This window comes from Pseudomonas sp. SMN5 (genome assembly GCF_052041925.1).
Lineage (GTDB): Bacteria > Pseudomonadota > Gammaproteobacteria > Pseudomonadales > Pseudomonadaceae > Aquipseudomonas.
Genome location: NZ_JBKGGX010000009.1, coordinates 25484 through 41682, shown reverse-complemented (window position 1 = coordinate 41682; position 16199 = coordinate 25484). Strand labels below are relative to the sequence as shown.

Genomic DNA, 16199 nt, shown 5'->3' with positions numbered 1-16199 from the left:
ATGGCTAAATGATGCCACTGTTGTTGTTTCTCAGGCAAAATAACCCTTTTGTAGTGGCCGCATTCAGGAAGGCCACAGTTCGTTAATAGGAAGCTTTTCATGCCCAGTCCCATTGGTTATTCATTCTCCTCGCCCGCCACGCTGACCGGGAACGCGCAAATCGACAGCTTGCTGTTTGGCACCTACTGGTTGGGCAATACCTGGACCACCGGCACGTACACAACGCCCTTGACGTACAGCTTCATCAACGAAAACTCGCGTTTCTACATCAACTACAGCGATACGGATGAACCTGACGCCGCCTACATCCTGACGCCGGCACAGCAGACCGGCATTATCAGCGCAGTGGAAAAATGGGGATCGGTTGCCAATATCAAGTTCACACAGGTCAGCGAGACCTCGACCAATGTCGGTGATCTTCGATTCGGTGGTTACCTGGACATGGACAGCGATACCGCCGCCTGGGGCTATTTTCCCGATAACGCCCCAAGCGGCGGCGATGTCTGGCTCGGTCCCGTGACTGACAACCCGAATCCGGTCAAGGGCACTTACGACTACCTGGTTTTCATGCATGAGATCGGCCATGCCCTGGGTCTCAAGCACCCGTTTTCCCCAAGCCTGTCGAATTCCACGGTGCTCGCTGAACAGTTGGATGACGTGCGCAACACCATCATGAGTTACAACACGCCGTATTCCTACGAGCCGACGACGCCCATGCTCCTGGATATCGCGGCCATACAGAGTCTCTACGGGGCCAACACTCAATGGCAGACCGGCGATAACAACTATAGCTGGTCGGCGAATCAATCGGTTTTCGAGACGATCTGGGACGCAGGCGGCATTGACACGATCGACGCGAGCAACCAAAGCGGCGTGGTGCGTATCAACCTCAATGAAGGCCAGTTCAGCAAGATCGGTCAGGCGTTCACCGATTTCTCCACACAGACGGCATTCAACGAAGGGCTGGCGATAGCTTTCGGCGCCAAGATCGAAAACGCGATCGGCTCGAACAACGACGATACGCTGATCGGCAATGGGCTGGCCAACGTGCTCAACGGCCTTGGCGGCGCGGACGCCATGACCGGCGGGGCGGGTAACGACACTTACGTCGTCGACAACCTGGGCGACACCGTCAGCGAAACCAGTACCCTGGCCAGCGAGATCGACACTGTCATTTCCTCTGTGAGCTGGAACCTTGGCGCGAATCTGGAGAACCTGACGCTGACCGGCGCAGCGCCCGTCGATGGCAGCGGCAACGACCTGAACAATATCCTGATCGGCAACGCAGCCAATAACGTGCTCAGCGGTGGCGCAGGCAACGACATTCTCAATGGCGTTGGGGGGATCGACACGCTGATCGGTGGCACCGGCAACGACACCTACGTGGTTGACAACCTCGCCGATATCATCAGTGAGACCAGCACCCTGGCCGGGGAAATCGATACGGTTCACGCTTCGGTGAGCTGGAGCCTGGGCGCGAACCTGGAAAACCTGACGTTGACAGGGGCCAACGCCATCAACGCCATTGGCAACGATTTGAACAACCAACTGACTGGCAATACCGGCGACAACGTCCTGAACGGGGGGGCGGGTAATGACAGGCTGGTCGGTGGCACCGGCAACGACACCTACGTGGTCGACAGTCTTGCGGATGCGGTCATCGAGACCAGCACGTTGGGCAGTGAAGTCGATACGGTGCTTTCCTCGGTGAACTGGAGCCTGGGTGCCAATCTGGAAAATCTCACGTTGACCGGTGCGGGTCTGATCAACGGGATTGGCAACGCCCTGAACAATGTGCTGATCGGCAACTCCGCCAATAATGTGCTTGAAGGCGGGGCTGGCAATGACATTCTCAACGGCGTCGGTGGCAACGACACTCTGGTTGGAGGCACGGGCAATGACACTTATGTAGTCGATGACGCGCTGGATGCCGTCCGCGAGACCAGTACGCTGGTCAGTGAAATCGATACCGTGCGCTCGTCGGTGAATTGGAGTCTCGGGGCGAACCTGGAAAATCTGACGCTGACCGGCGCTGCGCTAGTCAACGGCATCGGCAATGACCTGAACAACGTCCTGATCGGTAACGCCGCCAACAACGTGCTGATCGGTGGCGCAGGCAACGACATACTGAACGGCGTCGGCGGCGCCGACACCTTGATCGGTGGCGTTGGCAACGACATCTATGTGGTCGACAATCTCGCCGACATCATCAGCGAAACCACCACTGTGGCCAGTGAAATCGATACGGTCCAGGCTTCGGTGAGCTGGAGCCTGGGCGCCAATCTGGAGAATCTGACGCTCCTGGGAACAGGCCTCATCAACGGCACCGGCAACGCTTTGAACAACGTCTTGGTTGGTAACGCTGGCAACAACGTGCTCGACGGCGGTAGCGGCATCGATACGTTGGTCGGCGGCACCGGCAACGACACCTACGTGGTCGACAATGTCTCGGACATCATCACCGAGACCACTGCTCAGTCCAGTGAGATCGATAGCGTGCTTTCCTCTGTCAGCTGGAGCCTGGGCGCCAACTTGGAAAACCTCACGCTGGCCGGCGCAGGAAACATCAACGGCACCGGCAACGATTTGAACAACGTGTTGATCGGCAACGCCGGCAATAACGTGCTGAGCGGTGGGGTGGGGAGCGACGTACTGAACGGTGTCGGGGGTAGCGATATCCTGATTGGCGGCACCGGCAACGATGTCTACGTGGTGAACGACTTGACGGACAGGGTCAGCGAAACCAGCACTCTGGCCACTGAAATCGATACGGTGCGCTCGTCGGTGACGTGGGTGCTGGGCGCCAATCTGGAAAATCTTATCCTGACCGATGGTGATGCTATCAACGGCGTTGGTAATACATTGAATAACGTGCTGACCGGTAACACCGGCAACAACGTGCTGGATGCCGGAGCAGGAAACGACAGGCTCGACGGCGGTGCAGGCAATGATGTCCTGCTGGGCGGTATCGGCACTGACTTGCTCATAGGGGGCTTAGGCGCCGACCGGTTCCTGTTCACTGCGTTGAACGAGTTGGGCAAGGGCAGCGCCAGCGATACCATTTCCGATTTCAGCAGCCTTCAGGGCGATAAAATCCATCTGATACTGGACGCCGATGCCCAGACGCCATTGATCGACAGATTTAGTTTCATCGATTCGAATGAATTCACCGGGGCAGGCCAACTGCGTTTTGTCGATCACGTACTCTACGGCAACGTCAACGACGACCTGGGGGCGGATTTCGAAATCCAATTGGTGGGTGTCAATAGCCTGAATGCCGGCGATCTGATTGTCTGATAAGGCGACCTTGAGACGGGTAAACCAGGCGCCGCTCATTGAGCGGCGTTTTGGTCTTTAGGCGTTTAGCAGTGCTGACGCTGCCGGCAAAGCCTTGACGTTCGGCTGCAAAAGACAGCGACCCTAATGGTGCGTCCTGGGACCCAGTAATCGATCGATGGCACCCGCCATCATGTTCTCCACGAGCGTGTCGCGCTTTCGCCCATCCAATGCGTCCTATTCAGGCAATTGAACCTTCGCCGAATGAATCTTCCCGCTAAAAACACGAAAGCCAAAGGTGTTGTAGAAGAAAGTCACCGGCATCAGCAGGGCAAAACCGATCAGCATAAAGGTCTGGCTGGTCGCGCTGGCGGCAGCAGCCTGGAGAGTAAGGTTGGGCGGGACGATCAGTGGGAAGATCGTAATTACCATCAGTGCGAACCCGAGTACAAACAAGCTGAGCGCGCAGATCAGCGGCAATAGGTCGTAGCGGCTTCGAAAGCTGGCCCAAAAAGCAAGAAACACCGTGAGCCCCGCCCCGGCTGTCGAGTACATCACGACAGGGTTGGAAAGTCGCTGTGCGTAGTCTGGGTTCAGCGTGGACGTCCAGATGAGCAATATCGTCATCAGCACGAGCGTGGCGACAGACAGCCGTTGTGCCTGCCTGCGCGACGTTTGTTGCAAGGCTGGTTCGGTTCTCCAATACAGCCAACACGCGCCCAGCCACGCATAACCGACGAGCAGCACGCCCGCGCAGTACATGGCGAAAGGGCTGAACCACTCCCAGCCTGTTCCGCTGAATTGCCCGTCCTGGTTGGAGACGCCTTGCACCAGCGTTCCCAAAGCCGCGCCTTGGCATCCCCCGGCGATCAACGATCCGCAAAGGTGTAGCGCGTCGATGCCCCGCTTGATGACAGGGTTATCGGTGCAGTCGCGAAATTCCAATGCCATCGCGCGGACGATCAGTGCCAGGAACATCGCAATAAACGGCACGTACAACGCAGGTAATAAAACGGCATACGCCAGCGGGAACAATGCCAGCAGTCCTCCGCCGCCCAGAACAAGCCACGTTTCGTTCGCATCCCAGATAGGCAAGATGGACACCGCCATGGCACGCCGTCGTTTTGCGCACGGCGTCAGTCCCAACAGGATACCCACTCCCAAGTCGGTACCGTCGAGCAAGACGTAGCTGAGCACCGAGAATGCGAGCGCCGCAGCTGAAAGCACAATGATCACGTCACCGTCCAGCATAGGCGTCCCTCATGACTTGCCGATTTCGTCAGCAAGCGTCGGTTGCGGTCCTTGCTCTCCTGCCTTGGCAGGGTGATGCAAAATGCGCAGCAATACCCACAACCCGATGCCGAACACCACCAGATAAAAGAACAGAATCGTAACGGTGGAAGCTATGACCTGGTCACTGGAGACGGCTGACGCGCTGTCCGCCGTGCGCAGTAAGCCGTAGACCGTGAAGGGCTGTCGGCCGACTTCGGTGACCACCCAGCCACTGATCATGGCCACGAACCCGGACGGGGCCATCAGCAAGCAGCAACGCTGCATCCAGTGCGAGCTGTATAAGCGTTTGCGATAGCGCAACACCAGGCTGGTGATCCCCAGCACCAGTATCAGCAACGCCAGGCCCACCATCAGCCGAAAGGCCCAGAACACGGTCGCAACAGGGGGGATGTCCTGAGACGCGAATTCAGTCAGCGGCTTGATCGTGCTGTTCAGGTCATGACGCAGATACAGCGAGGCGACGCGTGGTATCGCCAATTCGAAATGATTTCGTTGCAGGGCCATGTCTGGAAATGCAAACAGACGTAGGGGCTCGCCGGTGCCGGGAGCAGGACGCGTCCATGCACCTTCCATCGCAGCGACTTTTTGCGGCTGGAATTTCAAGGTGTTTTCGCCGTGCAAGTCGCCTACGACAATTTGCACCGGCGCCAACACTGCGACTGCCCACAGCGCCATCGAAAACTGTACGCGGGCACGCAGATTGGTCGAGTCACGTAGCAGTTGCCACGCACTCGCCCCCGCGATCATCAAGGCGGTGGCCAGGAAGGTCGCCAGCATCATATGAGTGAAACGATAGGGAAAAGAGGGGTTGAATATGATTGCCCACCAGTCCTGAGCGACAAATCGGCCATCGGCACCGATGCCGAAGCCACGGGGTGTGTGCATCCAGGAGTTGGCCGACAGGATCCAGAATGCGCTGATGATGGAGCCGACGGCCACCGCGCAGGTGGCGAAGAAGTGCAGGCCTGGTCCCACCTTCTTCATGCCGAACACCATAATGCCGAGAAAACCCGCCTCAAGAAAAAACGCGGCCATCACTTCGTAAAACATCAGGGGGCCGAGGATTTCTCCCGCCTGGGTGGAGAGGCGCGACCAGTTGAGGCCGAACTGATATTCAAGCATGAGCCCTGAGGCCGTACCGATGGCTACATTGAGTGCGAATATCTTCAGCCAGTACTGGTAGATATCCAGGTACATCTGCTCTCGGCGCCAAAGCCAGAGGGCTTCCAGGACCAGAAGAAAATTCGCCAGACCGATGCTGAATGCCGCCAGCACAATATGGAAGCTGATGGTCACCGCGAACTGGATTCGCGCCGCCATCAGTCCCCACTCGACACTGTCCATATCGGTTCCTCTGCTCGGTAACCCTCTACACGACCTGGTCCTTTTCAGGGACCGCTTGATCGAGATCGTCAGCATCCGGTTCAGCCGGTATCAGGATGACAGGCACCGATTTCGCAGCCGGAACCTTGCTGCGTTTAGCGTAGTGCCAGAGAGGGACCAGCGGATTGGATTCAGGATAGTAGGAGGCCGCGCATCCTTCCGGAATGTCATAGGCAATGATCTGAAATGGCCCGACTTCGCGCCTGACTTCTGGTTCGATGGCTGTGCGCAAGCGTACCCAGGCACCCGGCGCGAAGCCCAGGCGCACAATGTCGTTGCGGTTCATAAACACGACTTTGCGAGTGCCTTTCACACCCCTGAAGCGATCATCGTAGCCGTACACCGTCGTGTTGAACTGGTCGTTGCTACGCAGCGTCATCAGTTGCAGAACATCTCGGCCCGCTTCGCCCTTTGAGACATCATCGTCTTCGTCGAGCGTTTGCGGGGTGATGAACTGGGCTTTTCCGGAAGGCGTAGCCCATTGGCGCTGAGCTGCGGCCAGCGGTCGATGAAACCCACCGGGCTCCCACATGCGCGCCTCGAAATCATGGAAGATTTCCGGATACACCTTGCTGATGGCTTCGCGAACGAGGGCGTAGTCATTCCGCCAGTGCAACCATGGAACAGTGGCCGTGTCACCCAGCGTAGCGTTGGCCAACTCCGCAATGATCGCCGCCTCTGAGCGCAGTTGCTCACTGGCCGGTTCTGCGTTGCCGCGCCACGCGCGAATGCAACCGGTGCTGTCCTCGGTGGTGTACGCCTGCTCAATGCCCAATTGCCGGTCGATCTCGATGCGTCCCAGGCAGGGCAGCAGCCATGTATGTTCGCCAGGCACCAAATGCGTGCGATTGAGTTTGGTAGCGATCTGTACGTTGAGGCGAAGCGCCGCCCACGCGGGCTCCATTCGACTGGTATCAGGAACGGCACGCAGAAAGTTGCCTCCGAGCCCGATGAAGCCCTTCACGCTTGCATCAAGAATCCCCTCGCAAGTGTCTACGGTCGTCAGCCCTTTGCGCTCAGGAACAGTGAAGCCGAACAAGGCCTCCAGTTTGTCCTTGGGGACCTTTGCAGGGTCCTCGGTAATTCCGACGGTTCGCTGCCCCTGTACGTTCGAGTGACCTCGTACGGGACAGATGCCGGCTCCCGGCTTACCTATATTGCCACGCAGCAACAGCAGATTGATCAGCATCTGTACGTTGCCGACACCGTGTCTGTGCTGGGTCATGCCCATGCCGTAAACGATCATCACCTTCTCGCTGCGCGCGTAAACCGTGGCTGTAGCCTCCATGGCGCTGCGGGTCAGCCCGGATCGCTGTTCCAGCTCATTCCATGAATAACCGCGTACCTGCTCCACAAAGCGGGGGAAGCCGTCCGTATGTTGCGTGATGAAGTCGTGATCCAGGACGCTCGGCTCGCCGCTTTGTTTTGCCCGCTCCTCCATGTCGAGGAGCGCCTTGGCGACGCCCATGACCGCCGCCGTATCGCCACCGATAGCCACTTGGTGATATTGCGTGCTGATGGCGGTCGATTTCGGGCCGAGCATTTCGACAGGTGACTGGGGGTTTACAAAGCGCTCCAACCCACGTTCGCGGATGGGGTTGAAGGTGATGATCGGAACCTTGCGCTTGCGCACCTCTTGAAGCGGATGGAGCATGCGTGGGCTGTTGCTGCCGACGTTCTGTCCGAAGAACAAAATGCAGTCGGTGTGCTCGAAATCGGCCAGGGTGACCGTACCGACAGGCACTCCGATGCTTTCTTGCAAACCCACCGAGGTGCTTTCATGGCACATGTTGGAGCTGTCGGGGAGATTGTTCGTGCCATAGGCGCGGGCAAACAGCTGATACATGAATGACGTTTCGAGCGAGGCGCGCCCCGAGGCATAGAAAACGACCTCGTCCGGGCTCAGGGTTTGTAACTGTTTAGCGATAGCGTTGATTGCCGCTTCCCATGTCGTCGTTACGTAGCGATCAGACTCAGCGTCGTAACGCATCGGATGGGTGAGACGACCGTGCTGTTCGAGATCGAAATCCGTCCAGCCGCGCAGTTCGCTCACCGAGTGAGCCTGGAAGAAATCGGGGCCGCTGCGTAACGACGTCAGTTCCCACGCGGTGGCTTTGGCACCGTTTTCGCAAAATTCCAGAGCGTGGGGATCGCCAGGCTTGGCCCATGCGCAACTGACGCAGGCGAAACCCTGCGGTTTGTTCTGCTTGATCAAAGCGGCGCCGCCTTTGATGAAGGCCTGCTCACGCCAAAGGATGTTCATCACCGAATGGGCCGATCCCCAGCCGCCCGACGCTGAGATGTAAGGTCGAAAGTGTGAAGTGCCGTGAATCAACCTCATGTCAGACCTCGTCTCGTCATTATTTGTATCTAGACGTTACGAGTGGGGCGGTGCGCCTGAAGTTCGCAGATTCTGCCCGATGGTCCGAGTTCTTCGGCCACGGTCCTGCGGCCGGCGCGATAGGCATGCGCGGCGATCTTGCATCCGTGCTGAGGGGGAGGCTTATAGACTGTCCGGATCGCCAAAAAACATCTGAATCCGCGACCTCAACCAACGCTCCCCTGGATCGTTATCCTGTGAACCACGCCAAGCCATGTGCAGTTCGAAACTGCGCACCGGGATGGGCGGGTCTTCAGCGCGCACGCCACCAGCGGCGGTCAGGGCGTCGGCAGTGTAGTCGGGCACGGTGGCGATGATGTCGGTGCCCGACAGCAGCGTACTCAGGCCGTTGAATTGCGGCACGGCCAGGACGACGTGGCGCTTGCGCTCGAGTTTTTCCAGTTCTTCATCGATGAAACCGCTCAAGTCGCCGGCGAAAGACACCAGCGCGTGGGGGCGGGCGCAGAACTCGTCCAGGGTCAGGCGTCCCGGTGCGGTATCGGCCCGCAATACCTTGGGCGAGCTGCGGCGCAGGACCTTGCGTTTGGCGTTGGCCGGCAGATCATCGGTGTAGCTCACGCCGATGGAGATTTCACCGGACGCCAGCATGCTTGGCATCAGAATGTAATTGACCCGGCGCACGACCAGCACGATGCCGGGGGCTTCGGCGCGCAGGCGCTTGAGCAGCATCGGCAGCAGGGCGAACTCGGCGTCGTCCGACAAGCCGATGCGAAACACCGACGTACTGGTGGCCGGGTCGAACTCGGCGGCGCGGCTGACGGCGGTAGAAATCGAGTCCAGCGCCGGGGAGAGCAGGGCGAAGATCTCCACCGCCCGGGCCGACGGCTCCATGCTGCGGCCGGTGCGAACGAACAACGGGTCATCGAACAGACTGCGCAGGCGGGACAGCGCGGCGCTGATCGCCGGTTGGCCGAGGAACAATTTCTCGGCGGCACGGGTCACACTGCGTTCATGCATCAATGTTTCGAATACGATCAACAGGTTCAAGTCGACACGCCGCAGGTCATTACGATTCATCTGGGGTCCTGGCTGATTCGGTAAGCTTGACGTGGGCGGCCATATGGGAACAATGGCCGGCATGAATCTTACGGGGAAAGGCTGGTACTCTGCACTGGCTAATTCGGGTTTCACACGGATAAAACCGACAAGGACGGTTCATTTTCTTGCTGCGGAATCAATGACAGGCATGTCGACTATTAATAGCCACTGATGGTCTTGGGTACAAAGCCCGGATAGAGTTCATGGCATTAGAGGTTACTTTGACGAGGTTTGCGATGTCCCGCACGATCCGTTTTCACAAGTTTGGTGGTGCCGAGGTGCTCAAATGCGAAGAGCACGTGGCGGCCCTTCCTGCGCCAGGAGAAGTGCAGGTCCGTGTCGAAGCGATCGGCGTCAGTTGGTACGACACGCTGTGGCGCCAGAATCTGGCGTCCTCCCAGGCACGCCTGCCTTCAGGCCTGGGCCATGAGATGGCCGGGGTGATCACGGCGGTGGGCGACGGGGTCGACGATCTGGCCGTGGGCGACAAGGTTGCAAGCTTCCCTGCCGAAAGCGCGAACGATTACCCGGTCTACGGTGAGATTATCGTGCTGCCGCGCACCGCGCTGACGCGTTATCCCGATGTGCTCAGTCCGATTGAGGCGGCGGTGCATTACACACCGCTGTTAATCGCCTATTTCGCCTATGTCGATCTGGCGCGGGTCAAACCCGGGCAGTTCGCCCTGGTCACCGATGCCAGCCACTGCGCCGGCCCATCCTTCGTGCAATTGGGCAAGGCCCTGGGGGTGCGGGTAATCGCCGCCACGAAGACGGCAGACGAGCGTGAGTATCTGCTATCGCTGGGGGCTGAAAAGGTCATCGTGACCGAGGAGCAGGATTTGCTCATGCAAATCAACAAGCTCACCGACAATCGCGGCGTGGATGTGGTGTTCGATGGTCTTGGCGGACCGCAGATGTCGCTGCTCGGCGATGTACTGGCGCCCCGTGGCAGCCTGGTGCTGTACGGCTTGCAGGGTGGTAACCAGACACCATTCCCGGCCTGCGCGGCGTTCCAGAAGAACATCCAGTTTTTCGTGCACTGCATCGGCAACTTCACCGGCAAGCCGGAACTGGGCATCATTCAGGACCAGGTGGCGTTGCAGCGCGCATTGCGCGATATCAACCAACTGACGGCTGATCGTGTGTTGTTGCCCCTCAAGACCCGGGTCTTCCCATTCGCCGAGTTCGTCGAGGCTCACCGCTACATGGGCGAATGCCCTTGCCGTGAACGTGTTGCCCTTCAGGTGGTCGACCCTACCTGATTCCTGTCTTGCGCAAGAGTCATTCTCCAGACTCTTGCGCATCCCCGTGGGCAATCCCGATCGTTTCCCTTCGGTCATCCTTCCAGACGCTCGCGGTTGCAAGCCCTTGCCGCACACGACGATCCTTGAGCATCATCGGGCGAAGCACTCGAGCCTAGCGCCATCCGCCGGCCCCCATCTGAACTGGTTTTTGCCTTTAATCTGTATCTTCTAATCATTGTTTAAGTCCTGATAATTGAATGCTGATTTCAATTCTCAAGGACGAAGTCGTGGTGCGGTATAACTTTTTCGCAGGTCGGCATTCTTCAACTCACGCCCCAGGCACATTTGCGTGTGCGGCTTTCTATCGGCTATGGGGAAAGCTGGGAGTGGTAGACGGCCGATTGAACTTAGGCATGTTCTTTAATTCTCGTACTCATTGTCTGTGGGATGTTGTCGGAAATCTCCTAGGACGCGCCATCCAGTCGACACAGCCCAGCTTTTCTGCGGCCTACAGGCTGATGAGGGAAGTGTGCGGGGCAACACCCCCTACTTGTATCAAATAATTACGGCAAGCAAGACATGCCGTATTACCAATACTCTCTACAGCACTAGAACAATCATCTAGACCAACACGTCGCGCAGTCACGTTGGTGCAGGTGCGGCGCCGATAGTTGAATCTCCAGGTAAATAGCTATGAGTGCAATTCATGAACAAGCAATGATTCACGTGTATCAACAGGTATTGCAGCGCCTGTTGAGTTTTTATTCCAGGGGGGAACGAACCGCGTTGCAGTTATTGATCCAGCGTTTGATTGTTGCCGCAGGGGGCATCGAGCGGATTGGCGATTATCGGGTGCTGACGGTCCAGAATGGCAGCCGGGAGAGCTTCTATGTGCTGACCGCCTTGCGCGCCGCGCAGTTGAGTATCGCGGGTCGGCATCCAGTGACGTTTACCTTGCGTGTCGCCACGCCTCGCCTGAGCGAGACCAGCCAGGCGACCCTGGAAAACATACACCGCTGCTACAGCGCGTTATTCGTCTATGACGATCCCCGTGTCGAGTTGCTGATGGCCGACAACCGCGAAGTGATGCCGTTCAACCATAAGCAGCCATTGTCGGAGGCAGGGCACCATGCCAACCGCATGGACATGCTGCTGGTGGGGCACCTGCGCCCGGTGGACGGTCCATTGGAGATTGGTGACGAGGGCTACCTGGCGATGGCGGAATTCTATCGGCACATGGCTCGCTGGGACGCCGGGGTTGACTCATTGATTACCAACAACACACCGCGCCAGCAAAAACAGTTCATGTCGGGACTGCGTCGTGCAACACGCAAGATCGGCCTGACAGTCGACAATATCAGCAGCTTCGACAGCCTCATTGCGCACCTCGATACCTTGGGCGGCGATCCCTACAAGCATTTCTACGGTCCGGAGCACCACGGCGCATGGAAGCCGGAGGCGCAATTCCAAGCCTGCCGGCGCGTCAGCCACATCGGTATCGACGACCTGACCGTGGACCGTTCGGAGGGCACCAACTGGCCGCTGTTCAGCGAATTCCTGCGGGTGCAGACCGAGCAGTTCATTTCTCCTGCGCCCGAGAACGGCAATCTCAGCCCATTGCTCCTGGCTCATCTGCACGGCTTGCAGGCGTGCTACCTGCAAGGGCGCAGCTATGAGACCGGTTATGGCGATTATGTGCAGCGGGCAATCATGATCATGCACCGCAAGCAACTGCCGAAACACGCGTGCGAACAAGCCCGGCTGTTGTTTGGTTCGCCGGCCCTGGTGCCCGAGCGCCGTGCCCAGGCGGCCGAGGACGCGTACAGAATCCTCGGGCTCAATGAGACGCAACTGGTATGCATGCTGTTCGCGCCGTTCGTGGAGCAGGGCGCAGGCATGGAGAATTTCCTGCGGTGCTGCCATCCCGGCATGCTCGTGGCGATGCCGGACCTGCACAAGGCCATGCAGGGCGCGCCCATCGCTGACCAGGTGACGCAGTGGATGGTCGAGGTCAGCGGCCTGCCTGTCGATGTGCTTGGCAAGCTGTACCAGGCGAACGTCGCGCAACCTGAACAAGCGCAAATCCAACCGGGAAGCGACCTGCAACAGGCGATTGACGGCGTCGATACCACGGAAGCCGGGCAGGACGCCGACGGTTCTTGCGAACGTTCGGCCAGGCATTGAGGTATCAGGTTTGACCGATTCCTTCATCCTGTATCCGGCCGGTGCGTCCGACATGGGGCCCTGGCCGGCTGTAGGCCATTTGCTCGGGCCGATCCCATGAAAGGCGGTCGGGAGACAGGCTTTGCCTACCAGGCGGTCTACCGGTACCTGACTACGCTGATCAACGAGATGGGAAGCGATGCCCGGGTGCGCCTGCCATCGCTTCGACAACTGGCCGACCGGTTGAACGTGTCGATTTCCACCATCCAGTACGCCTATTCCTTGCTGGAGAAGGAAGGGCGGGTCTATTCCATCGCCAAGTCCGGTTACTACGCACTGCCGATGCCCAGCATGACACCCGTCGATGGCGGAGGCGACCTGCTTGAGACCTTGTACGTCAATGCGCGGCGGCCCGGCATGCGGGTGCTGAGCACGGATGAGCCGGCGCTGATCCAGCCCTTGGACAGCCCTCTGTTGCTGCTCGAGCGGGAACTGTTGCGCCAGTATCCGCGGACCGCGCAGACGCCTCCGCAACCCTGGGGTGAACTGGAACTGCGAACTGCATTGGCGGCTCGCTATACCTCTTCGCCGGCTCGTTGCTGGAATGCCGACGATGTGTATGTCGGCGCCGACTTGCGCGGAGTCCTGGAAATCCTGATCGCCGCACTGTCCTTGCGGGGTGCTGTGGTATTGGTCGAATCACCCTGCGATTGGGCGGTATTGCGGTTATTGCAAGGCGCCGAGGTCAAGGTGATCGAATTGCCCCTGTTGGCCAGTGGGGATATTCCCCTCGAGCACCTGGAGCAATTGCTTGTCAGTGAAATGGTACATCTGGTGGTGCTGTCTTCAACCCTGAACATGCCCAGGGCGACATTTGCCTGTGAGGCAAACCGCCGCGCCGTCGCGCAGTTGCTGCAACGCCATGGCACCTGGGTGCTGGAGAACGACAGCTACTCTGAGCTGGCGTTCGAGGCCGGGATCACACCCTTTCGGGACCTGCTCGACCCGGAGCGACTGATCGTCTACTCCACCTTCGAGAAAACCATCGGGGCAGAGGCACCCTATGGCTACGTGTTGTCACGGCAGTTGACCTTGAATCTGCAACGCCATTTCCTGCTTCGTGCGTTTCGGTTGTCGCCGATTCGCCAGAAAGCCATCGCCCGCCTGTACAGCAACGGCCGGATCGACCAGCACCTGCTGATCCTGCGGCGCTTGCTGCGCGAAAGCGCCGTTTCGGCGACGCAACTGCTCAGGGAACGACTCGGGGATAGCCTGCAATGGGCCGAGCCCCAGGGTGGCGCGACGATCTGGATCCGCTCGACGCGTCGGGTGGACCTGCGGCGGGTTTTCCATCGACTGCTGGCTCAGAGGATCGTCATTGCGCCGGGGGAACTGTTCAGTCTCCAGGGGATGTACGGGCAGCATCTGCGCCTGACCCACGCGTTGGGCGGTGCCGAGGACCTTGATCTGGTGCTCGGAGCCCTGGCCGATGCCTTGCGGCTCGAACAATCCTGATGGCGACGATGGATCGAACTCATCGCGCCGGGGTCGAACTGTCAGTAAACTGCATCCCATTTCCTGAGCCACTCCATCCAGAGGTTTTGCATGACAGTCAGTCCATTTGCGGGCAAGCCGGCACCGGCAGAGTTGTTGATCGATATCCCGCGACTGGTGACGGCCTATTACACCGGCCGCCCCGATGCCTCGATTGCCACCCAACGCGTGGCGTTCGGCACCTCCGGTCACCGTGGCAGCTCTTTCGACCTGGGCTTCAACGAATGGCACGTTCTGGCGATCAGCCAGGCGATCTGCCTGTATCGCCAGGCGCAGGGCATCGACGGGCCATTGTTCGTCGGCATTGACACCCATGCATTGTCGACCCCTGCAGGCGCCAGTGCGCTGGAAGTATTCGCAGCCAATGGCGTGACCGTGATGATCGCCGAGGGCGATGATTACACCCCGACCCCAGCGGTTTCCCACGCCATTCTTTGCTACAACCGTGGCCGCACCTCGGGCCTGGCGGACGGTATCGTGATTACCCCGTCCCACAATCCCCCGCAAAGCGGCGGCTATAAGTACAACCCCACCAATGGCGGCCCGGCCGACACCCACATCACCAAGTGGATCGAAGCCAAGGCCAACGAACTGCTGACCAACCAGCTGGCCGGCGTCAAGCGCATCAGCTACGAGCAGGCGTTGAAGGCAGAAACCACCCACCGCCACGACTACGTCAACAGCTACGTCGCGGACCTGATCAATGTCATCGATTTCGACGCCATCCGTGGCGCCGGGCTGCGCCTGGGTGTCGACCCGCTAGGTGGTGCAGGGGTGCGCTACTGGCCAGCTATCGCCGAACATTACCGTCTGGATCTGGACGTGGTGAACACGGCTGTCGATTCGACCTTCCGTTTCATGACCGTCGACTGGGATGGTCAGATTCGCATGGATCCGTCTTCCAGCCACGCCATGCAGGGCTTGATCGGCTTGAAGGGACGCTTCGACGTCGCCTTCGCCTGTGACCCGGACCATGATCGGCATGGCATCGTGACGCCATCCGGCGGCCTGCTGGCGCCGAACAATTACCTGGCGGTATCCATCGATTACCTATTCCAGAATCGCCCGCAATGGCGCGCCGATGCCGCAGTGGGCAAGACAGTCGTCAGCAGTGGCTTGATCGACCGCGTAGCAAAACGCTTGGGCCGGCGCCTCTATGAGGTACCGGTCGGTTTCAAATGGTTTGCCGACGGTCTGTTCGACGGTTCCCTGGGCTTCGGCGGCGAAGAAAGCGCCGGCGCCTCGTTCCTGCGCAAGGACGGTGGCGTATGGAGCACCGACAAGGATGGTTTGATCCCGGCATTGCTGGCGGCTGAAATGACTGCTCGCACCGGGCGTGACCCCAGTCAGGCCTACCGCGCGCTGACCGAGGAGTTGGGCGAACCGTTCTCGGTGCGCGTCGACGCCAAGGCCAACCCGCAGCAGAAAGCGTTGCTGAGCAAACTGTCACCGGAGCAGGTGTCATCCACCGAGCTGGCTGGCGAGACGATCCAGAGCATCCTCAGCCACGCGCCGGGCAATGACCAGGCCATTGGCGGCCTGAAGGTGATGACCGAAAACGGCTGGTTCGCGGCGCGTCCATCGGGCACCGAGGACATCTACAAGATCTACGCCGAAAGCTTCATCGGTGATGATCACCTCAAGCAGTTGGTGAGTGAGGCGCAGACGTTGGTGGATGGGGCTATCAGCGACCAATAATCCGAACCTGTAGCGGGGACGCTTGCCTGTGGCAAGGAAGTTACTGTGGCGAGGGAGCTTGCTCCCGCTCGGTCGGTCCGACGCCGTGGGCGAAGCGACCGCCAAAAAAAGGGAACTGCTGCGCAGTTCAGCGGGAGCAAGCTCCCTCG

General features: G+C 59.2%; 9 protein-coding genes. 5 read left to right on the top strand and 4 right to left on the bottom strand.

The window, feature by feature from the left end:
- The first annotated feature begins 99 nt into the window (after positions 1 to 99).
- Positions 100 to 3297: a M10 family metallopeptidase C-terminal domain-containing protein gene (locus ACLEJR_RS11115; protein WP_440813883.1), complete on the top strand. Its 3198-nt coding sequence runs from the start codon at positions 100 to 102 to the stop codon at positions 3295 to 3297.
- 216 nt (positions 3298 to 3513) lie between these two features.
- On the opposite strand, the gene ACLEJR_RS11110 is transcribed toward ACLEJR_RS11115, so the two are convergent.
- The 4 genes from ACLEJR_RS11110 to ACLEJR_RS11095 all read right to left on the bottom strand — a co-directional run bounded on the left by ACLEJR_RS11110 (position 3514) and on the right by ACLEJR_RS11095 (position 9370).
- The gene (locus tag ACLEJR_RS11110; RefSeq protein WP_440813881.1) at positions 3514 to 4527 is read right to left on the bottom strand and encodes a cytochrome d ubiquinol oxidase subunit II; all 1014 of its coding nucleotides are present in this window, start codon (positions 4525 to 4527) and stop codon (positions 3514 to 3516) included.
- A 9-nt stretch (positions 4528 to 4536) separates the two neighbouring features.
- Positions 4537 to 5988: a cytochrome ubiquinol oxidase subunit I gene (locus tag ACLEJR_RS11105; RefSeq protein ID WP_440813879.1), complete on the bottom strand. Its 1452-nt coding sequence runs from the start codon at positions 5986 to 5988 to the stop codon at positions 4537 to 4539.
- Positions 5939 to 8293, bottom strand: a complete 2355-nt coding sequence (locus ACLEJR_RS11100; RefSeq protein WP_440813877.1) for an FdhF/YdeP family oxidoreductase — start codon at positions 8291 to 8293, stop codon at positions 5939 to 5941. Before ACLEJR_RS11100 ends, ACLEJR_RS11105 begins: the two co-directional genes overlap by 50 nt.
- Positions 8294 to 8455: 162 nt before the next feature.
- Entirely contained in the window at positions 8456 to 9370 is a 915-nt protein-coding gene (locus ACLEJR_RS11095) for a LysR family transcriptional regulator (RefSeq protein ID WP_440791994.1), read from the bottom strand.
- A 257-nt stretch (positions 9371 to 9627) separates the two neighbouring features.
- On the opposite strand from ACLEJR_RS11095, the gene ACLEJR_RS11090 reads away from it, so the two are divergent.
- From ACLEJR_RS11090 to pgm, 4 genes are all read left to right on the top strand, one after another.
- A complete protein-coding gene (locus ACLEJR_RS11090; protein ID WP_440791992.1) occupies positions 9628 to 10653 on the top strand; it encodes a zinc-dependent alcohol dehydrogenase family protein in 1026 nt (341 codons plus the stop codon).
- A gap of 675 nt (positions 10654 to 11328) precedes the next feature.
- Positions 11329 to 12819 (top strand): hypothetical protein, encoded by a 1491-nt coding sequence (locus ACLEJR_RS11085; RefSeq protein WP_440813875.1) that lies wholly within the window; start codon positions 11329 to 11331, stop codon positions 12817 to 12819.
- A 96-nt stretch (positions 12820 to 12915) separates the two neighbouring features.
- Positions 12916 to 14313, top strand: coding sequence for an aminotransferase class I/II-fold pyridoxal phosphate-dependent enzyme (locus ACLEJR_RS11080; RefSeq protein ID WP_440813874.1), 1398 nt, complete (start codon positions 12916 to 12918; stop codon positions 14311 to 14313).
- Positions 14314 to 14403: 90 nt separating this feature from the next.
- Positions 14404 to 16050: a phosphoglucomutase (alpha-D-glucose-1,6-bisphosphate-dependent) gene (gene pgm / locus ACLEJR_RS11075; RefSeq protein ID WP_440791986.1), complete on the top strand. Its 1647-nt coding sequence runs from the start codon at positions 14404 to 14406 to the stop codon at positions 16048 to 16050.
- Positions 16051 to 16199 lie beyond the last annotated feature (149 nt).